This window comes from Methylocystis sp. MJC1 (assembly GCF_026427715.1).
Lineage (GTDB): Bacteria > Pseudomonadota > Alphaproteobacteria > Rhizobiales > Beijerinckiaceae > Methylocystis.
Map to the genome: position 1 here is coordinate 2,633,502 of NZ_CP107558.1, position 18,999 is coordinate 2,652,500.

The 18,999-nt window shown below is 63.7% G+C and carries 15 protein-coding genes, 1 tRNA gene, 2 rRNA genes and 1 riboswitch (1 of these 19 cut by a window edge); of the genes, 14 read left to right on the forward strand and 4 right to left on the reverse strand.

Going from position 1 to position 18,999, the window contains the following annotated elements:
- The first annotated feature begins 122 nt into the window (after positions 1–122).
- Both OGR47_RS12780 and OGR47_RS12785 read left to right on the forward strand, forming a co-directional pair.
- A complete protein-coding gene (locus OGR47_RS12780; protein ID WP_165051971.1) occupies positions 123–1,034 on the forward strand; it encodes a DMT family transporter in 912 nt (303 codons plus the stop codon).
- Positions 1,035–1,119: 85 nt separating this feature from the next.
- Complete coding sequence (locus OGR47_RS12785; protein WP_165051973.1) at positions 1,120–2,160, forward strand: sterol desaturase family protein; 1,041 nt, start codon at positions 1,120–1,122, stop codon at positions 2,158–2,160.
- 5 nt (positions 2,161–2,165) lie between these two features.
- Here the strand turns inward: OGR47_RS12785 and cobO are convergent, their stop codons facing one another.
- Entirely contained in the window at positions 2,166–2,735 is a 570-nt protein-coding gene (gene cobO, locus OGR47_RS12790; protein WP_246729687.1) for a cob(I)yrinic acid a,c-diamide adenosyltransferase, read from the reverse strand.
- An 86-nt stretch (positions 2,736–2,821) separates the two neighbouring features.
- A riboswitch (cobalamin riboswitch) is annotated at positions 2,822–3,013 on the forward strand.
- 31 nt (positions 3,014–3,044) lie between these two features.
- On the opposite strand from cobO, the gene OGR47_RS12795 reads away from it, so the two are divergent.
- Genes OGR47_RS12795 through OGR47_RS12850 form a run of 12 tightly spaced genes read left to right on the forward strand, consistent with a single transcriptional unit; the run spans position 3,045 to position 15,431 of the window.
- Positions 3,045–3,227 carry a CbtB domain-containing protein gene (locus tag OGR47_RS12795; protein WP_165051978.1) on the forward strand — a complete coding sequence of 61 codons (183 nt, stop codon included), beginning with the start codon at positions 3,045–3,047 and terminating at the stop codon, positions 3,225–3,227.
- An 18-nt stretch (positions 3,228–3,245) separates the two neighbouring features.
- Entirely contained in the window at positions 3,246–3,914 is a 669-nt protein-coding gene (locus OGR47_RS12800) for a CbtA family protein (protein WP_165051980.1), read from the forward strand.
- Complete coding sequence (gene cobW / locus OGR47_RS12805) at positions 3,911–4,945, forward strand: cobalamin biosynthesis protein CobW (RefSeq protein WP_165051982.1); 1,035 nt, start codon at positions 3,911–3,913, stop codon at positions 4,943–4,945. The genes OGR47_RS12800 and cobW overlap by 4 nt, the downstream gene beginning before the upstream one ends.
- Before the next feature lie 6 nt (positions 4,946–4,951).
- Complete coding sequence (cobN, locus tag OGR47_RS12810) at positions 4,952–8,410, forward strand: cobaltochelatase subunit CobN (protein WP_165051984.1); 3,459 nt, start codon at positions 4,952–4,954, stop codon at positions 8,408–8,410.
- On the forward strand, positions 8,394–9,653 hold the full coding sequence (gene cobG, locus OGR47_RS12815; RefSeq protein WP_165051988.1) for a precorrin-3B synthase: 1,260 nt from the start codon (positions 8,394–8,396) through the stop codon (positions 9,651–9,653). Before cobN ends, cobG begins: the two co-directional genes overlap by 17 nt.
- Complete coding sequence (locus OGR47_RS12820) at positions 9,638–10,270, forward strand: precorrin-8X methylmutase (RefSeq protein ID WP_165051990.1); 633 nt, start codon at positions 9,638–9,640, stop codon at positions 10,268–10,270. Before cobG ends, OGR47_RS12820 begins: the two co-directional genes overlap by 16 nt.
- A complete protein-coding gene (locus tag OGR47_RS12825) occupies positions 10,267–11,031 on the forward strand; it encodes a precorrin-2 C(20)-methyltransferase (RefSeq protein ID WP_165051992.1) in 765 nt (254 codons plus the stop codon). Before OGR47_RS12820 ends, OGR47_RS12825 begins: the two co-directional genes overlap by 4 nt.
- A complete protein-coding gene (gene cobJ, locus OGR47_RS12830) occupies positions 11,028–11,780 on the forward strand; it encodes a precorrin-3B C(17)-methyltransferase (protein ID WP_165051994.1) in 753 nt (250 codons plus the stop codon). Before OGR47_RS12825 ends, cobJ begins: the two co-directional genes overlap by 4 nt.
- The gene (gene cbiE / locus OGR47_RS12835; protein WP_165051996.1) at positions 11,781–12,983 is read left to right on the forward strand and encodes a precorrin-6y C5,15-methyltransferase (decarboxylating) subunit CbiE; all 1,203 of its coding nucleotides are present in this window, start codon (positions 11,781–11,783) and stop codon (positions 12,981–12,983) included.
- Positions 12,980–13,369, forward strand: coding sequence for a cobalamin biosynthesis protein (locus OGR47_RS12840; RefSeq protein ID WP_246729682.1), 390 nt, complete (start codon positions 12,980–12,982; stop codon positions 13,367–13,369). The genes cbiE and OGR47_RS12840 overlap by 4 nt, the downstream gene beginning before the upstream one ends.
- Positions 13,366–14,130 carry a precorrin-4 C(11)-methyltransferase gene (cobM, locus tag OGR47_RS12845; RefSeq protein WP_165052001.1) on the forward strand — a complete coding sequence of 255 codons (765 nt, stop codon included), beginning with the start codon at positions 13,366–13,368 and terminating at the stop codon, positions 14,128–14,130. The genes OGR47_RS12840 and cobM overlap by 4 nt, the downstream gene beginning before the upstream one ends.
- Complete coding sequence (locus OGR47_RS12850; RefSeq protein WP_165052003.1) at positions 14,127–15,431, forward strand: cobyrinate a,c-diamide synthase; 1,305 nt, start codon at positions 14,127–14,129, stop codon at positions 15,429–15,431. The genes cobM and OGR47_RS12850 overlap by 4 nt, the downstream gene beginning before the upstream one ends.
- A 240-nt stretch (positions 15,432–15,671) precedes the next feature.
- On the opposite strand, the gene OGR47_RS12855 is transcribed toward OGR47_RS12850, so the two are convergent.
- The 3 genes from OGR47_RS12855 to OGR47_RS12865 form a co-directional block, all read right to left on the reverse strand.
- Positions 15,672–15,748 (reverse strand) — tRNA-Met (locus OGR47_RS12855).
- 79 nt (positions 15,749–15,827) lie between these two features.
- A 5S ribosomal RNA gene (gene rrf, locus OGR47_RS12860) occupies positions 15,828–15,943 on the reverse strand.
- Positions 15,944–16,081: 138 nt separating this feature from the next.
- Positions 16,082–18,999 (reverse strand): 23S ribosomal RNA (locus OGR47_RS12865) (it continues 23 nt past the right edge of the window).

Below are 18,999 nucleotides of genomic sequence, written 5' to 3' on the forward strand. Positions count from 1 at the left end.
GATCTCCCGGTCTTGTCGTTAGGGAGCGATCAGCCCGGCAACGGCGCAGATCGATTTGGAGCCGACGCTCTCGATTTATTCGGGCGTCGGCTTCCGCGTTTTTGGCTCCCGAAAGGAACTTTATGACCCGGATGCGCGCCGATTTATTGCTTATGGCGGTTTCGATCATCTGGGGAACGGCTTTTATCGCGCAGAAACACGCCAATGAGGCCATGGGGCCGATCAGTTTCGTCGGCGCGCGTTTTTTGGTGTCCTGGGTGGCGCTGGCGCCGCTGGCTTTCTACGAGCACAGTAAAAAGGCTCAACCGCCGTTGAGAAAAGAGGATCTGGGCCTCGCGGGCCTGATCGGCCTCTGCCTGTTCGTGGCCTCTGCTTTGCAACAATCCGGCCTCGTCACGACCACGGCGACCAATGGCGGGTTTTTGACCGCTCTCTATGTGATCTTCGTCCCCTTCATCGTCTGGATTATCACCGGAGCCAAGCCGAGACTCGTGGTCCTGACCGCAATCGTTGTCTGCGTCGCGGGCGCCTGGCTCCTGACGGAACAGGGACATTTTCAGGGGCTGACGGCTGGCGACGCCTTGGTTCTGATCGCCGATATCGCATGGGCGGCGGGGATCAGCCTGGTTCCGGTCTTCCTCGCGCGCGCCGACCGGCCTTTCTTTTTGGCTTTCGCGCAATATGGCCTCGCCGCTGTCTGCGGTGTCGTGGCCGGGCTCAGTTTCGAGCCCCTCTCGCAGGAAGGATTGGCCATGGCGTTCCCGGCCATTCTCTATGCCGGCGTCTGCTCCGGAGGAATCGCCTTCACGCTTCAGATCTTCGCGCAAAAATACACGCCCCCGGCGGAAGCCGCTCTCATCATGTCGCTCGAGAGCGTCTTCGCCGCCCTGTCGGGCGCGGCGCTGCTCGCCGAACGCCTGACGGGCCCGGCTATCCTGGGCTGCGTTCTCATCCTGCTTGGCGTCGTTTTGGTCGAAGCCGGGCCAGCCATGCGGAAAGTCCAGCTGCGCAGCTATCTGCGAAAGCTAGCCTGATGACTCCGTTGGGAAAACGCCTTGGCAACATAGCGCCTTGCGAATACGCTTCGCGCAAAAGAACTCTACCGACCAGACAGCTGCAATGGACCTGAACAGCGCGATCCGCTTCTCCATAAGGCAAGTTTCGTCGGAACTGTTTTCGGCAGGCTCGATTTTTTCGGTCTATTCGCTGGCGTCGTCCTTCGCTCTGGGGTTCGCCGCATTGGCCTATCGGCGCTTGAGGCGCCGGGGGCGCGCCAATCTGCGGGCAACCGCGCGCGCTGTTTTTTCCAAGAATTTTGCGGCGCGCGACTCTGTTCATGCGGACATCAAACTCTTCGTCCTGAGCGTCATCTTCATGCCGGCGGTCATCGGCGGCCTCGTCGTTTCCTCGAATACTATTGCGATGGGCGTCCATTCCCTTCTCGGCAAGGCGTTCGGCCCAGCGGGAGACACAGGACTTAGCGATTTGCAGATCAAGGCGATCACAACCGTCGTCTTGTTCCTGGCCTATGAGATTGGCTATTTCGTCGACCACTATCTCAAGCATCGGGTCGCTTTTTTGTGGGAGCTTCATAAGCTCCATCACACGGCCGACGTTCTGACGCCTCTGACGAACTTCAGAAATCATCCGATCGATAACGTCATCTTCGGATATATGCTCGCGACCTTCATCGGCGGCGCGTCGGGCGCGTTGCATTGGCTGTTCAACCGGCAGACGGAGATGTTTTCCGTCGACGGGAAAAACATCCTCTTCCTCTGCTTTCTTTGGACGATCGGACATCTCCAGCACTCGCAGTTCTGGATTCCGTTTCCGGGTGTTTGGGGACGCCTCATCTTGAGTCCCGCCCATCACCAAATCCATCACTCGACCGACCCGAGGCATTTCAACCGTAACCTTGGCAGTGTTCTGGCCGTATGGGACTGGATGTTCGGAACGCTGGAGATCCCCACGGAGAAAAACCCGCGCCTGACCTATGGCGTAGACGAAAAAGGCGTCAACCAACATTCGTCGGCGAGCATATTGCTGACGCCCGTGGCTAAATCAGCTTCCGCGCTCTGGCGCGCCCTCGTCTCAGCGCCGCAATTCCTTTTCAATGCGCGAGGCGTGGCGGTAGGCCGAATGCTGCGCCGCCACGGCTGAGCTTTTCAAAACTCGATGCCTTCCTGCGCCTTCACGCCCGCCGCGAAATGGTGCTTCACCAGGGTCATCTCCGTCACGAGATCGGCGGCGGCGATCATCTCCGGCTTGGCGTTGCGACCTGTCACGACGATATGGAGACCCTCCCGCCGCGCCGCCAATCTCTCGATCACCTCTTCTAACGGCAGGTGATCGTAACGCAGCGAAATATTCAGCTCGTCGAGCACCAGCAGGCGAATCTCGGGATCGTCCATCAGCGCGCAGGCCGTCTCCCAGGCGCGCCGCGCCGCCGCCTCGTCACGGGCGCGGTCCTGCGTCTCCCAGGTGAAGCCCTCGCCCAACGTATGCCACGAGACCTCCCCTAGCTTCTCCAGCATCTCACGCTCGCCCGTCCGCCAGGCGCCTTTGCCGAATTGCACGACGCCAACCTTCCAGCCATGGCCGAGCGCGCGCAGCGCCAGACCGAAGGCCGCCGTGGACTTGCCCTTGCCCGGCCCGGTGTGGACCATCAGCAGGCCCTTTTGCGCGATCGTCTTGCCGACGACCTCGGCGTCCTGCACGGCCTTGCGCTTTTCCATCTTCTCGCGATGGCGGCGCGCCGCGTCCTTTTCCTGCTCTTCTTTCAAAACGCGCTCCTTGGCGTTTGACGTAAACGTGACGCGCGCATATGACTGAGTGCGACGGTCCTTCGCAAGAAGGCGAAAAGGGAACGCGGTGCGGGAGTCCCCAAAACCGCGGCTGCCCCCGCAACTGTAACCGGGAAGGCCGCGCCTTCGGCCACTGAGCCAAAAGCTTGGGAAGGCGGCGCGGATGGAACCCGGAAGCCAGGAGACCTGCCGTCGCTTGTCTGAATAATGCGCCGCCGGTGGGGCGGCAGGGAGACCCTGATGACGACCAACACCGCCGCCATTCGTTCGATTTCCGTCTCCCGCGCGGAGACGCTGAAGGCTGCTTTCGTCGCTTTCATCATCGGCCTCGGCCTCGTCTATGGCGCGGGCTTCGCCAACTCCGAGACCGTGCACGACGCGGCGCATGATTCGCGCCACGCGCTCTCCTTCCCCTGCCACTGACCGCCCTTCACGCGACCCGTGATCGCGCGCCTGTTGGCGGCCGGCCTCGTCGCTGGCCTTGTTGCGGGCCTTGCGGTCGCGGGTCTGCAACACGTCACGACTACCCCGCTCATCCTCGCCGCCGAGGTTTATGAGGCAGCTCAGCACGCCCATGACGCGGCCGAAGCCGCGGGCCCGGCCTTCGAGGGCCTACGCCGCACGGTGGCGACAAGTCTCGCGACCATCGCCGTCTCCGCCGGCTATGCGCTGATCCTACTCGCCGGCATGCTGTTTTCGGGAGAGTCCATCGGCCCACGCCGCGCCGCGCTCTGGGGCGCCTGCGCCTTCGCCGCCACCGGATTGGCGACGAGCCTCGGCCTCGCGCCGCAATTGCCGGGCGCCGCCGAAACCGCCCTCGCAGGCCGCCAGATCTGGTGGCTCGCCACCGCCGCCTCGACGGGTGCCGGGCTTTTCGCTCTGCTGCGCCTCGACGCGCCCGCCGCCAAGGTCTTCGGCGCCGCGCTGATCGTCGCGCCGCATTTCTTCTGGCCGACGGCCGCCACGCCTGAAAGCACCGTCCCCGCGGAGCTTGCCGCGCGCTTCGCGGCGGCGTCGCTTACCGTGCAGGCGGCGAGCTGGGTGCTCGCCGGCGCGCTGGGGGGGCTAGCCTGGCGTCTCATCTCGCGCGACGAAACGGAGGCCGCATGAGCGCCGCCAAAATCCCCGCGACCATCGTCACCGGCTTTCTGGGCGCCGGCAAAACGACGCTCATCCGCCATGTGCTGGAGAACGCCCGCGACCGCCGGCTGGCGCTTGTCATCAACGAATTCGGCGACGTCGGCGTCGACGGCGACATTTTGCGCGCCTGCGGCGTCGAGAACTGCCCGGAGGAGAATATCGTCGAACTCGCGAACGGGTGCCTGTGCTGCACCGTCGCCGACGATTTCGTGCCGGCGATCGAAGCGCTGCTCGCGCATGAAAAGCGGCCTGATCATATCATCATCGAGACCTCCGGCCTCGCGCTGCCGAAGCCTTTGGTGAAAGCTTTCGACTGGCCCGCGATCCGCTCGAAGCTCACGGTCGACGGCGTGATCGCCGTCATCGACGGCAAGGCGGTTGCGGAAGGCCGTTTCGCCGACGATCTCGACGCCATCGCGCAAGAGCGCGCCGAGACCAAGACGATCGACCACGACAATCCGCTCGAAGAAGTCTTCGAGGATCAGCTCGCCTGCGCCGACCTCGTCATTCTGAACAAGACCGACCTGCTCGACGACGCTGAAGAGGCGGCTGTCGTCGCGCAACTCACGCAAGGCGCGCGCGAAAGCGTGAAAGTCGTGCGGGCGCGCGAAGGCCGCGTCGATCCGCTCGTGCTGCTCGGCCTCGCCGCGGCGGCGGAGGACGATCTCGCGAACCGCCCCTCGCATCACGACGCCGAGACCGAACACGATCACGACGATTTCGACAGTTTTGTCGTCAGCATTCCCGCGATCTCCGATCCCGCCACTCTTGTTACGAAACTCGTTGAAGCCGCCCGCATGCATGACGTGCTGCGCGTGAAGGGCTTCGTCGAGGTCGCGGGCAAGCCGATGCGTCTTCTCGTGCAAGGCGTCGGCGCCCGCGTTCAGCATCATTTCGACCGCCCTTGGAAAGCCGGCGAAGAACGCGCGAGCCGTCTCGTCGTCATCGGCGAAAAGGGACTCGATCGCGAGTCGATCGCCGCGATGCTCGCGCAGCCGTGAGGCGCCATGCATCTCCTGCCGCGCGATCTCCATAGTCTCGACGACGCCGGGGCGGCGACGGATCTCGGCCAGACTCCGGCCGACATAGTCTTCCTGTCTTTTTCCGACTCGGAGCTGCGCCTGCTGGCGCGGCTGCACGCGCGCGACGAGCACCTTGCAAGCCTGCGCTGTGCGTCGCTCGCACAATTGAAACACCCCTACTCCGTCGACCTCTATCTCGACACGGTCGCGCGCCACGCCAAGCTCATCGTCGTGCGGCTTCTGGGCGGCAAGGATTATTGGGCTTACGGCGTCGAGCAGCTCGAGGCTCTGGCCCGCACGCACAATATTGCGCTCGCGATCGTGCCGGGCGACACGGTCGAGGATTTGCGGCTCTCGCAAGCATCGACGCTCGACGCTGAGGCACTGAACCGAATCTGGCGTTACTTCCAGAACGGCGGCCCCGACAATTTCCGCTCGTTTCTGGCCTATGCGTCGACACTCGCCGGACGCCCCGCCGATTGGCGCGACAGCATGTCGGTCGCCAATGCCGGCCGTTTCGCCCAAGCCTGTCGCGCTGCCGAAGTCAGCGCCCCGCGCGCGACGATCGTCTTCTATCGCTCGCTCTATCTCGCCGACGACGTTGCGCCCATTGTCGCGCTCGCCGACGCGCTCAATGAACACGGCTTCGCGGTCGACGCCATCTATGTCGCGAGTCTGAAGGAGCATGAAAGCGAAGCCTTCGTGGCGCAAGCGCTCGACTCATTCGCGCCCGACGTCATTCTCAACGCAACCGCCTTCTCCGCGCGCCGCGACGCCGGCTGCGTGCTCGACGGCGCCGACGCGCCCGTCCTGCAAGTCGCGCTTGCCACCTGCACGCGCGACGCATGGGAAGCCTCCGCGCGCGGCGCCAACGCCGCCGACCTCGCGATGAATGTCGTGCTGCCGGAAGTCGACGGCCGCATCTTCACACGGGCCATCTCCTTCAAGGAAACCGCGCCGCGCGGCGCCGCAGAGTTGGACGAGCCCCGCCATGCGCCGGAGCCGTCGCGCATCGCTTTCGTCGCAGAACTCGCAGCGAATTGGGCGCGCCTGCGCCGCAAATCGAACGCCGAAAAAAGCTTAGCGCTCATTCTCTCCGATTACCCGGCAAGGCGCGGGCGCAGCGGCTATGCAATTGGCCTGGACGCCGAAGCGAGCGTCGTGGAGATTATTGCAACACTGCATGACGCCGGCTACGCGCTAAACGATCCTTCGTCATTGCGAGCCGAAGGCGAAGCAATCCAGAGCAACGCCACGAACGCCGCGGAAATCCCCTCTCCCGCCTGCGGGAGAGGGTGGCCCCTGCGTAAGCAGGGGTCGGGTGAGGGCCGCCCTCATCCGACCTTTGCTGACGCAAAGGCCACCTTCTCCCGCGAGCGGGAGAAGGAGGGATCGCGGTCGATCATTCGCGCGCTCGAAGAAGGCGCACCGACGATCACTGTTTCGCTCTCCGACTATTCGCGTTTGCTCGAAACGCTTCCTGCAAGCTTCATTGCGACTCTCAACGACGCGTGGGGCGCGCCACAAGACGACCCCGCCGTTACAGGCAACGCCTTCCGCTTCTCCTGCCTCATCAGCGGCAATCTCGTCATCGCCCTGCAGCCCGATCGCGGCGCGCGCGCCGAGCGCTACGAAACCTATCACGACATGCAGCGGCCGCCGCGCCACGCCTATGTCGCCTTCTATCTCTGGCTGCGCCACATTCGAAAAATCGATGCGCTGATGCATCTCGGCGCCCATGGCACGCTCGAATGGCTGCCGGGCAAATCGGTGATGCTCTCGCAGGAGTGCACGCCCGAAGCCGTGCTGGGCCCTACCCCACTCATCTATCCTTTCATCGTCAACGATCCCGGCGAAGCCGCGCAGGCCAAGCGCCGCACGAGCGCCGTGACCATCGGCCATCTCACGCCGCCGCTCGTCGAGGCCGAGCTCTTCGACGCCGCTGCGACGATCGAGACGCTGCTCGACGAATATGCGGCCGCAGCGTCGCTCGATCCACGTCGCGCGCGCCTCATCGCCGGCGCCATACTCGATGAAGCCGAACGCAGCGGGCTCGCGCAGGAATGCGGCGTGACGCGCGAGACCGACATCACCGAAACGCTGGCGCGACTCGACGCCTGGATGTGCGATTTGAAGGAAATGCGCATCGGCGACGGGCTGCATGTCTTCGGCCGCGCCGACGAAGACGCAACGCGCAACGCTTGTGGGCTAAGCGAACGCAAAGCGCTCCTCGACGCGCTTTCGGGCCGCTTCGTCGAGCCCGGCCCCGCCGGCGCGCCGTCGCGCGGCCGCGCCGACGTCATCCCCACAGGCCGCAACCTTTTCTGCATCGATCCGCGCCACGCGCCGACGCAAACGGCTTTCGACATCGGCCGGCGCGCAGCGCATGAAGTGATGACGCGCCATGCGCAAACGCATGGCGACTTCCCGCGCCGCATCATGCTCGATCTCTGGGGCAGTGCGACGATCCGCACCGGCGGCGAGGATTTCGCCCAGGCGCTCGCGCTTCTCGGCGTCCGACCGACATGGGATCAGCAAAGCGCGCGCGTCATCGGCTTCGAGATCTTGCCGCAAGCGAAGCTCGATTTTTCGCGCGTCGACGTCACGCTGCATGTCTCGGGCCTGTTTCGCGACATGTTCCCCGGCCTCATCGCCCTCTTCGACGACGCCGTGCGCGCCGTGGCGGTGCTCGACGAAGACGCCGGTTTCAATCCGCTCACAGAAGCGCGAGACCTCACGCGCATCTTCGGCGCAGCGCATGGCAACTACGGGCTCGGCGTCAGCGAGAAGATTTTGCGCGGCGATTGGACGTCGCAGGACGATCTCGCCCGCGCTTATCTTGCAGCGGGCGGCCATGCGCTCGACCGCACAGGCGACAGCGCGCCGGCATATGACGCGTTCAGCGCGCAAGTCGCCGGCGCCGACGCCCATGTTCATGCGCAGGACATGGCGGAGGTGGACGTGCTGACGGGCCCCGCCTTCGCCGATTTCGAAGGCGGCTTCGCGGCGGCCAATAAAATGCTCGGAGGCGACGCCGCTCTCGTGCATCTCGACGCAACGCGGCCGGAGCGCCTGACCGCGCGGCCGTTGCAAGACGAGATCGCCCGCGTGCTACGTATGCGCCTCGCCAATCCGCGCTGGCTCGAAGGCCAGATGCGCCATGGCCATCGTGGCGGCGCCGAGATCGCGGAAGGCGTCGATAATCTCTACGCCTTCGCGGCGACGAGCGGGCTCGTCAGCGACGCGCAATTCGACCTGGCCTTTTCAGCGACGCTCGGCGACGACAAAGTGCGCGACTTTCTCGCGCGCGAGAATCCGCGCGCCCTGGAGGCGATCGCGCATGTCTTCAACGACGCGCTCTCGCGCCAACTGTGGCGCACCGGCCGGAACAGCGTGCGCGACATCCTAACGAATGTCGGAGGGGCCCATGCAGCCGACGCCTGAAATCAAGGGCTGGTGCCCAGGGGCTTACGCCCCCATGGCGAGCAATGATGGCCTGCTCATCCGCGCGAAGATCGTCGGCGCGCGGATAGATGCTACACAGCTCGCAGCCATTGCAGTGATTTCCGCCGATTGCGGCAATGGCCTTGTGGATCTCTCGCAGCGCGCGCAACTGCAAATCAGAGGCGTCAGCGCGGCGACCTTGCCCGAGGCGCTGCGCAGACTCGACGCCGCTCGCCTACTTCCGCGCGACGCCGCGGCCGAGCGCGTCACCAATATTATCGCTGCGCCGCTCTCTGACGACGCCAATGCAATGGCGCACGAACTCGCCGACGCCATCCAGCCAGATGAGGCGCTGCGCGCCCTCCCCGCCAAATTTCTTTTCGCGATAGACGGCGGGACGCTGCCGTTGTCGAACGTCGAAGCGGATATTCGTCTCTCCGCGGCGCAACTGAACAGCGTTGCGATAAGCGTAGCGGGAGCCGACGACCTCGCAGTTATCGTAGGTCAAACAGAAGCCGTCGTCACTGCGCTCAAGCTCGCGCGCGCCTTTGTGGCGCTCCGCAACGGCGCCTTCGAGCTCCGCCGTATGGGGCGGCTCGTCAAAGCGCTTGGGGCTGCTCGCCTGTTCAGCGAAGCGGGGCTTGTCGCTGCGCTTTTGCCGCGCCGTGACGCTGCGCCACGTCCCTTCCTCGGCGCGCAAGAAGCGGGCGGCGCCTGTTTCGCCGGCGTCGCCGCGCCGTCGGGCCGTTGGCGCGCAAGCGAGCTTGAAGAGCTTGCGGCGCTCGCCGCGTCGCAAGCGGATGGCGAATTGCGCCTCACGCCCTGGCGCGCCATTCTCATTCTCGCCGTTTCGGGCGATGCGGCGCGAAGCATCGTCGCCGCCGCCCGCGCGCTCGATCTTATCGTCTCCCATGAAGACCCGCGCCTCGCCGTCGTCGCCTGCCCCGGCGCGCCGGAATGCCCGCAGGCGCGCGGCGATACGCGCGGCGCTCTTGCGCGGCTCGCGCCGCTGGCGCAAAAGCTAGCAGGCAAGGACGGCGTCGGCCTTCATATCTCCGGCTGCGCCAAAGGCTGCGCGCGGCCGGGCGGCGCGCCGGTGACGCTTATCGCCGATGACGGCCGCTTCGATCTCGTCGACCAAGGCGGCGCGAGCGACGCGCCACAATCGAAGGGGCTCGACATCGACGCCGTCGAAAGCGCGCTCGCCGCGCGCGCAAGGGAACATCTATGTCAGACGCATTGAGTTACATCCGCGACGGCGCGGCGATCTACAAGCGCTCCTTTGCGATCATCCGGGCGGAGGCCAATCTCGCGCGCTTCACGGCGGAGCAGGAAAAGGTCGCCGTGCGCATGATCCACGCCTGCGGCATGGTGGAGCTCGCCGACGACATCGACTTCTCGCCAAGCTTTGTGTCGGACGCCAAAGCCGCGCTGCGCAAGGGCGCGCCCATTCTCTGCGACGCCAATATGGTCGCGCATGGCGTCACGCGCGCGCGCTTGCCGGCGAATAATCCCGTGGTGTGCACCCTCGCGGAACCCAATGTAGTGGCGCTTGCCGCGGAACTCGGCACAACCCGCAGCGCCGCGGCCATGGAGCTTTGGCGCAACCGGCTCGATGGCGCCGTCGTCGCGATCGGCAATGCGCCGACGTCGCTCTTCCGCCTGCTCGAAATGCTCGACGAAGGCGTTGCGCGCCCCGCGGCGATCATCGGCATGCCGGTTGGCTTTGTCGGCGCGGCTGAATCGAAAGAAGCGCTCGCGGCCGATGGGCGCATTCCTTTCGCGATCGTGAAGGGCCGCAAGGGCGGCAGCGCCATGGCCGCCGCCGCCATCAATGCGCTGGCGAGCGACGCCGAATGAACGCGCTTCCCGCAACATCGCAACAAAGCGCCGCAAAGCTTGGCGCGCTCGTCGGCATCGGGCTTGGTCCCGGCGATCCCGAGCTTGTGACGGTGAAAGCCGCGCGCCTCATCGGCGAAGCCAAAACCATCGCCTATTTCGCCAAGCGCGGCCGCGTGAGTCATGCGCGCACGATCGCGGAGCGTTATTTCCCGAAAGGCTGCGAAGAGCTGCCGCTTCTCTATCCGGTGACGACGGAGATCGCTTTCGACGCGCCCGAATATGTGGCGGCACTTGCAGGTTTCTACGAAGAAAGCGCGGCGCGCCTCGCCACAGTGCTCGAACAGGGCCACGACGTCGCTTTGCTCTGCGAAGGCGATCCGCTGCTTTACGGCTCCTTCATGCATCTGTTCACGCGCCTTCAGCAGCGTTTTCGCGTCGAGATCTGCGCAGGCGTTTCCGGCATGTCCGGCTGTTTCGCCGCAGCCCGCCAACCCATGACATGGGGCGACGACATTCTCACCGTCATGCCCGCGACGCTCGATGAAGACGCGCTTGTTGAGCGTCTTGCTGCGACAGACGCCGCCGTGGTCATGAAGCTCGGCGGCAACTTCCCAAAATTGCGCCGCGCCATGACGCGCGCAGGCGTTATCTCGCACGCCATTTACGTCGAGCGGGGAACCATGGCAGGCGAGAAGATCATGCCCTTCGCAGAAAAGCGCGACGACGATGCGCCCTATTTCGCCATGGCGCTCGTGCCCGGCCAGGGCCGCCGACCATGAGCGGGCTTCTCTATATCGTCGGCCTCGGGCCGGCCGATGAGAAATGGCTGACGCTGGAAGCGCAAGAAGCGCTCGCGCAGGCGCAAGACATTATCGGCTACGATCCCTATGTCGCCCGCGTGCCCGAGCGGCCGGGACAGACGCGGCTCGCAAGCGACAATCGCGTCGAGATCGACCGCGCCCGCGAGGCGCTCGCGCGAACCGCGCAAGGGCACGTCGTCGCAGTCGTCTCGGGCGGCGATCCAGGCGTCTTCGCCATGGCGGCGGCGGTGTTCGAGGCTGTCGATCACGGTCCGAAGGAATGGCGCAATCTCGATATTCGCGTGCTGCCGGGCGTCTCAGCGATGCAGGCGGCCGCCGCGCGTCTCGGCGCGCCGCTCGGCCATGATTTCTGCGCCATCTCGCTTTCCGACAATCTCAAGCCTTGGAGCGTGATCGAGAAGCGGCTGGAACATGCGGCGCGCGGCGATTTCGTCATCGCGCTTTACAACCCGGCTTCGCGCGCGCGGCCGACGCGTATCATAGACGCCTTTGCGCTGCTGCGCCGCTTCCTTCCCGGCGAGACATTGGTGAGCTTTGCGAAGTCGGTAGGCCGCGAAAAGGAAGAGATCATTCTCACGCGCCTCGACGAAGCGGATACGTCGCTGATCGACATGTCGACGCTCGTCGTCATCGGCGCGAGCGGCACAAAGCGCATCGCGCGCGACGGCGCGCGCGACTGGGTCTATACGTCGCGAAAGGCCGAGTGAATGGAGAAATGGCTCTCCATCATCGGCATTGGTGAAGATGGCGTCGAGGCGCTGGCGCCGGCCGCACGCACGCTGATCAAGCAAGCGACGCTTATTGTCGGCGGCGCGCGCCACTTGTCGCTCGTCGGTGAAAGCAAGGCCGAGCGCCTGCAATGGCCCTCGCCGCTCACGGACGCCATGCCGCTTATATTGGCGCAGCGCGGCGCGCCGGTCGTCGTGCTCGCTTCCGGCGATCCATTCTTCTATGGCGTCGGCGATCTCATCTCGCGTCACGTTTCGCGCGACGAAATCCTCTGCATCCCCTCGCCTTCGGCCTTCTCTCTCGCCGCCGCGCGGCTCAATTGGAGCCAGCAAGATTGTGCGCTGGTCTCGCTGCATGGCCGCGCCTTCGAGCGCATCACGCCCAATCTCCAGCCGCGCGCGCGCATCATTGCGCTGTCATGGGATGAAACGACGCCGAGGCGTCTCGCTGATCATCTGACAAAGCTCGGCATGGGCGCTTCGCGACTCTTCGTGCTCGAACGCCTGGGCAACCAGAAGGAACGCATTCGCGAGACGCGTGCAGACACATTCAATCTGCAAGACATCGCGGCGCTCAACACTGTCGCGATCAATGTCGTCGCAGACCCCGCCGCGCGCATCGTTCCGCGCGCGCCCGGCCTCCCGGACGATTGGTTCGAAAACGACGGCCAGCTCACAAAACGTGAGATCCGCGCCGTGACGCTCTCTGCACTGGCGCCACGCAAGGGCGAGACGCTATGGGATATCGGCGCCGGCTCGGGCTCGATTTCCATCGAGTGGATGCTGAGCGATCCATCGAACCGCGCCATTGCGTTGGAGCGCGACGAAACGCGCGCCGCCCGCATCGCGCGCAATGCAATCGCTTTGGGCGTTCCGGATTTGGAAATCGTGAAAGGCGCCGCCCCGCAGGCCTTGCAAGACCTTCGCACGCCCGACGCCGTTTTCATCGGCGGCGGCGCCAATGAGGCAACGGTGGAGGCCGCCTGGCGCGCGCTTCCCTCACAAGGCAGGATCGTCGTCAACGGCGTGACATTGGAGACACAGGCATTGCTCACGCAGGCGTTCGACGCCAAAGGCGGCGACCTCACACATGTGCAGATTTCTCGCGCCCGGCCGGTCGGCCGCTTCCATGCGCTCGATCCCGCCATGGCGGTGCTGCAATGGCGCGCGGTGAAACCATGAAATATGCTGCTGGCATTGGCGCCCGCCGCGGCGTCGCCGCCGAGGCTGTCATCGATCTCGTGCGCGCCGTCGCCGCCCAGCATGGCGCGCCGCTGTCCGACATCACGCTCTGCACACTGGAAAGCAAAGCGGATGAGCCCAGCCTGCACGAAGCGGCCAAGGCGCTCGGCGTCGCGCTTGTTTTTCTACCGCTCGACGCTTTGAAAGCGCGCAAGGGCGCGGCGCCCACCCATTCGGCGCGCGTGCAAGCGATGTTCGGCGTGGGCAGCGTCGCCGAAGCCGCCGCGCTCGTCGGAGCAGGCCCCGGAAGCCGCCTCTTGGGGCCGCGCGTCGCCACGCCTTACGTCGCCTGCGCGCTCGCCATCAGCGCCGAGGAAAGAGAATGACCGTGCATTTCATTGGCGCCGGCCCCGGCGCCGCCGATCTTCTCACGCTGCGCGGCCGCGATCTCATCGCGCGCTGCCCTGTCTGTCTCTATGCCGGCTCGCTCGTGCCGGCCGGCGTGCTCGCCCATTGTCCGGCGGGCGCGCGCATCGTCGACACGGCGCCCCTCTCGCTCGACGACATCATTGCGGAAATGAAGGCCGCACATGACGCCGGGCGCGATGTCGCGCGATTGCACTCCGGCGATCTCTCCATCTGGAGCGCCGTCGGCGAGCAGACGCGCCGCCTGCGCGCGCTCGGCATCCCCTATACGATGACGCCGGGCGTACCCGCCTTCGCGGCTGCGGCAAGCGCGCTCGGGCGCGAGCTGACGCTCCCGGAAGTGGCGCAGTCTGTCGTGCTCACCCGCACGTCCGGGCGCGCCTCGGCCATGCCGGAGCGTGAAAAGCTCGCCACCTTCGCGCAGTCCGGCGCCACGCTCGCAATTCATCTCTCCATTCACGTTCTCGGCCGCGTCGTCGAGGAGCTCACGCCCTTCTATGGGGCCGACTGCCCCGTCGCGCTGGTCTATCGCGCGTCCTGGCCCGACGAGACGATCATCAAAGGCGCGCTCGCGGATATAGAAGCCCGCGTCGCCGAGGCGCCGATCGAGCGCACGGCGCTGATCCTCGTGGGCCCCGCGCTCGCGGCCGAAGAGTTTAGAGAAAGCGCCCTTTACGACGCCGGCTACGATCGCCGCTTCCGGCCGCGAGGCGGCGTATGAGCGCGCCAGGCATATTGATCGCGGCGGCGCGCTCGGGCTCGGGCAAGACAACGCTCGCGCTCGGCCTGATGCGGGCGCTGACGCGGCGCGGGATGCGCGTGACCGCCGTGAAATGTGGACCGGACTATATCGACCCGGCCTTTCACGCCGCCGCGACGGGGCACGAAGGGATCAATCTCGATTCCTGGGCGATGGAGCCCGGCTTGATCGCGGCGCTTGCCGCAAAAGCGGGCGCGGAAGCCGACATCATCATCGCCGAAGGGGCGATGGGCCTTTTCGACGGCGCGCCCGAAGGCGCCGCGGGCACGGGCGCAAGCGCGGATATCGCCGCGCTGCTCGGCTGGCCGGTGCTGCTGGCGCATGACGCTTCCGGCCAGGCGCAGACGGCGGGCGCGGTCATACGCGGCCTCGCCTCTCACGACCCGCGTGTGAAAATCGCCGGCGTCGTCGCCAATCGGCTTGGGAGCGACAGGCATCGCCGTCTGGTGGCGGAGAGCGTAGCGGCGCTTGGGCTTGCGCTTTTCGGCGCCCTGCCCCGCAACGACGCCGTCAAGCTGCCGGAGCGGCATCTGGGGCTCGTGCAAGCGGGAGAAACGGAAGGGCTGGATGCGCGGCTAAACGCTCTCGCGGATTTTGTCGAAGCCCATGTCGACGTCGCTGCGATCGTCAAAGCCGCGGCAAGCGCGCCGGCCGTGTTTGACGCATCCGCCGCGCCAAAGCCGCCGGCGCAGCGAATCGCCGTCGCGCGCGATGCCGCCTTTTCCTTTTTCTATCCCCATCACGCGCAGAGCTGGCGCGCACAGGGCGCGGAGCTTGTCTTTTTCTCCCCCCTCGCCGACGCGCCGCCGCCAAATGACGCCGACCTCTGTTGGCTTCCCGGCGGCTATCCGGAGCTCCATGCCGGAGCGCTCGCACAGGCGGAAAACTTTCTCTCTGGCCTGCGCCGTTTCGCCCAAACCAAGCCGATCCACGGCGAGTGCGGCGGCTATATGGTTCTGGGGCGGGTTCTCACCGACGCCGACGGGCGCGCCCATCGGATGGCGGGACTGCTCGAACTCGAGACGAGCTTCGCCAGCCGCAAGCTCCATCTTGGATACAGGATCGCAACTCTTGCGGCGGAGGATCACTGCCTCGGGCCGAAAGGACGCGTTCTGCGCGGCCATGAATTCCACTACGCTACGGTCACGCGAGAACATGGCGACGCTTTCGCGCTGGCGCGCGATCCCTATTCCTCCGCGCAATCGCCCGCCGGGCTACGCGCGGGCTCGGTCTCGGGGACCTTTTTTCACGTCATCAGCTGAGTGGATGTCCAACCCGGAAAAAAAGGGGCCGCCGGAAAGCCAGCGGCCCAAGTCAAGGGAGGAAACGCCCAAGGAGGGCTACGAAAGCGAGAACCATCTCGCTGTCGTCTCACTGTTGTATTGCTGCATTGCACAAGTGTCAAGCCGATTTTTGCTGCAGCGCTCCCAAAGCCCTGCGCATTTTGTCGCGGAGCCACGAAAAAGCTTTTTATTACGGGATCTTCCGGGGAGACGTCGGCTTGGATGCGGGGGCAGGATTTGAACCTGCGACCTTCAGGTTATGAGCCTGACGAGCTACCGGGCTGCTCCACCCCGCGACAAGCGAGAAGCGCCGCTTTTTTGGAGCGGCGCTTTTGTTTGGGATCGGAAGAGGAGTGGGTGCGATGTGTTTGGCAGGCCTGGCGACGACCTACTCTCCCAGGTCTTGAGACATAGTACCATTGGCGCGGAAGCGTTTGACGGCCGAGTTCGGGATGGGATCGGGTCTGATCGCTTCGCCGAAGGCCACCAGGCCGGCGAAACACATCGAAGCAAATGAGCGCGGAGCGCTTTGTCTTTCCATCATCCATCTTTTGCGCATGTCCTGATCCGAAAACCGCTGCGCACTTTTCGGGGACAAGCGTTTTTGGGATGGGCGTTGATAAATGAGAGCGATCAAGCCAATCGAGCGATTAGTACCGGTAAGCTACGCAGGTCGCCCTGCTTCCACACCCGGCCTATCAACGTGGTCGTCTTCCACGGCTCTCGAGGGAGAAATGGTTTTGAGGTGGGTTTCCCGCTTAGATGCATTCAGCGGTTATCCCGTCCATACATAGCTACCCTGCACTGCGGCTGGCGCCACAACAGGTCCACCAGAGGTATGTTCATCCCGGTCCTCTCGTACTAGGGACAAATCCCCTCAATTCTCCTACACCCACGGCAGATAGGGACCGAACTGTCTCACGACGTTCTGAACCCAGCTCACGTACCACTTTAATCGGCGAACAGCCGAACCCTTGGGACCTTCTCCAGCCCCAGGATGTGATGAGCCGACATCGAGGTGCCAAACAACCCCGTCGATATGGACTCTTGGGGGTTATCAGCCTGTTATCCCCGGCGTACCTTTTATCCGTTGAGCGATGGCCCACCCACTCGGGACCACCGGATCACTATGACCGACTTTCGTCTCTGCTCGACTTGTCTGTCTCGCAGTCAGGCAGGCTTATGCCATTGCACTCGACGACCGATTTCCGACCGGTCTGAGCCCACCATCGCGCGCCTCCGTTACTCTTTGGGAGGCGACCGCCCCAGTCAAACTGCCTACCATGCATTGTCCCGGACCCGGATGACGGATCGCGGTTAGACATCCATGACGATAAGGGTGGTATTTCAAGGGTGGCTCCACACGAGCTGGCGCCCATGCTTCATAGCCTACCACCTATCCTACACATGCCGACACGAATGCCAATGCAAAGTTACAGTAAAGGTGCACGGGGTCTTTCCGTCTGACCGCAGGAACCCCGCATCTTCACGGGGAATTCAATTTCACTGAGCTGACGTTGGAGACAGCGGGGAAGTCATTACGCCATTCGTGCAGGTCGGAACTTACCCGACAAGGAATTTCGCTACCTTAGGACCGTTATATTTACGGCCGCCGTTTACCGGGGCTTCAATTCAAGGCGTGAACCTCTCCTCTTAACCTTCCGGCACCGGGCAGGCGTCAGACCCTATACGTCATCTTGCGATTTCGCAGAGCCCTGTGTTTTTGTTAAACAGTTGCCACCCCCTGGTCTGTGCCCCTCCGATCTGGTTGCCCAAACCGAAGGCCTCCTTATCCCGAAGTTACGGAGGTAAATTGCCGAGTTCCTTCAACGTCATTCTCTCAAGCGCCTTGGTATACTCTACCAGTCCACCTGTGTCGGTTTCGGGTACGGTCTGATGCAGGGGCTATTTCCTGGCGCGAGTTCACTGCCCGGACAATCCAGTAAGTCCAGACAATATACCCCACGCGTCACCACCTGCTGGCCCACGAATATTAACGTGGTTCCCATCGACTACGCCTTTCGGCCTCGCCTTAGGGACCGGCTAACCCTGCGAAGATTAACTTTACGCAGGAACCCTTGGACTTTCGGCGACACTGTCTTTCACAGTGTTTCTCGTTACTCATGTCAGCATTCGCACTTCCGATACCTCCAGGATGTCTCACGACTGTCCCTTCACAGGCTTACGGAACGCTCCGCTACCGCTCACCCTTGCGGATGAACCCAAAGCTTCGGCTCGTGGCTTGAGCCCCGGTACATCTTCGGCGCGAGAACCCTTATTTAGACCAGTGAGCTGTTACGCTTTCTTTAAAGGATGGCTGCTTCTAAGCCAACCTCCTGGTTGTTTTGGGATTCTTACATCCTTTCCCACTTAGCCACGAATTGGGGGCCTTAGCTGTTGGTCTGGGTTGTTTCCCTCTCCACAATGGACGTTAGCACCCACTGTGTGTCTCCCGCATAGTTCTTCCAGGTATTCGGAGTTTGGTTGGGTTTGGTAAGTCTGTGGGACCCCCTAGCCCATCCAGTGCTCTACCCCCTGGAGAATAATTGCGAGGCGCTACCTAAATAGCTTTCGCGGAGAACCAGCTATTTCCGAGTTTGGTTGGCCTTTCACCCCTAACCACAAGTCATCCGAGTCTATTTCAACAGACACCGGTTCGGTCCTCCAGTGCATGTTACTGCACCTTCAACCTGCTCATGGCTAGATCACTCGGTTTCGGGTCTAAAGCAACGAACTGAACGCCCTGTTCAGACTCGCTTTCGCTGCGCCTACGCCTACCGGCTTAAGCTTGCTCGTTACTTTAAGTCGCTGACCCATTATACAAAAGGTACGCCGTCACCCTTGCGGGCTCCGACTGTTTGTAGGTATCCGGTTTCAGGGACTGTTTCACTCCCCTCGTCGGGGTGCTTTTCACCTTTCCCTCACGGTACTTGTTCACTATCGGTCGCTGAGGAGTACTTAGGCTTGGAGAGTGGTCTCCCCATGTTCAGACAGGATTGCACGTGTCCCGCCCTACTCGTATCTCTCAATCTTCGAAATCCCTACGGGGCTGTCACCCGCTATGGCCCGACTTTCCAATCGGTTCGAGTTGGAAGACTGAAAGCATTGGCCTGGTCCGCGTTCGCTCGCCACTACTAACGGAGTCTCGTTGATGTCCTTTCCTCCGGTTACTTAGATGTTTCAGTTCACCGGGTTCGCTTTTGTGACCTATGGATTCAGTCACAAATACCTTCTCATGATCTCTGTTAGTCCAAAGACATGATGTTCTTGATTGCGCCGCAAGCGGCGCGCCCCTCGCATTGGCTCGGCGTCGCATTCGCTCCTAGCGTCGCTACGCGACGCTAAGGAACCAAGCTCGTCGATCCGTCGAGGAACATCATGAAAGCGTCTTTGACCTGTGCAGCCAAAAACGCATCTTCGGAATAACAGAGATCGAAGGTGGGTTTCCCCATTCGGAAATCCGCGGATCAAAGGTTGTTCGCACCTCCCCACGGCTTATCGCAGCGTACCACGTCCTTCATCGCCTCTCAGCGCCAAGGCATCCACC

Excerpts from the sequence above, each read along its gene's own strand:
- cobN (WP_165051984.1), top strand. The coding sequence starts at position 4,952 with ATGCATCTCCTGCCGCGCGATCTCCATAGTCTCGACGACGCCGGGGCG.
- OGR47_RS12850 (WP_165052003.1), top strand. The coding sequence starts at position 14,127 with ATGAGCGCGCCAGGCATATTGATCGCGGCGGCGCGCTCGGGCTCGGGC.
- cobO (WP_246729687.1), bottom strand. The coding sequence starts at position 2,735 with ATGGAAAAGCGCAAGGCCGTGCAGGACGCCGAGGTCGTCGGCAAGACG.
- OGR47_RS12825 (WP_165051992.1), top strand. The coding sequence starts at position 10,267 with ATGAACGCGCTTCCCGCAACATCGCAACAAAGCGCCGCAAAGCTTGGC.
- OGR47_RS12795 (WP_165051978.1), top strand. The coding sequence starts at position 3,045 with ATGACGACCAACACCGCCGCCATTCGTTCGATTTCCGTCTCCCGCGCG.
- cobM (WP_165052001.1), top strand. The coding sequence starts at position 13,366 with ATGACCGTGCATTTCATTGGCGCCGGCCCCGGCGCCGCCGATCTTCTC.
- OGR47_RS12785 (WP_165051973.1), top strand. The coding sequence starts at position 1,120 with ATGGACCTGAACAGCGCGATCCGCTTCTCCATAAGGCAAGTTTCGTCG.
- cobG (WP_165051988.1), top strand. The coding sequence starts at position 8,394 with ATGCAGCCGACGCCTGAAATCAAGGGCTGGTGCCCAGGGGCTTACGCC.
- cobJ (WP_165051994.1), top strand. The coding sequence starts at position 11,028 with ATGAGCGGGCTTCTCTATATCGTCGGCCTCGGGCCGGCCGATGAGAAA.
- OGR47_RS12780 (WP_165051971.1), top strand. The coding sequence starts at position 123 with ATGACCCGGATGCGCGCCGATTTATTGCTTATGGCGGTTTCGATCATC.
- OGR47_RS12820 (WP_165051990.1), top strand. The coding sequence starts at position 9,638 with ATGTCAGACGCATTGAGTTACATCCGCGACGGCGCGGCGATCTACAAG.
- cobW (WP_165051982.1), top strand. The coding sequence starts at position 3,911 with ATGAGCGCCGCCAAAATCCCCGCGACCATCGTCACCGGCTTTCTGGGC.
- OGR47_RS12840 (WP_246729682.1), top strand. The coding sequence starts at position 12,980 with ATGAAATATGCTGCTGGCATTGGCGCCCGCCGCGGCGTCGCCGCCGAG.
- cbiE (WP_165051996.1), top strand. The coding sequence starts at position 11,781 with ATGGAGAAATGGCTCTCCATCATCGGCATTGGTGAAGATGGCGTCGAG.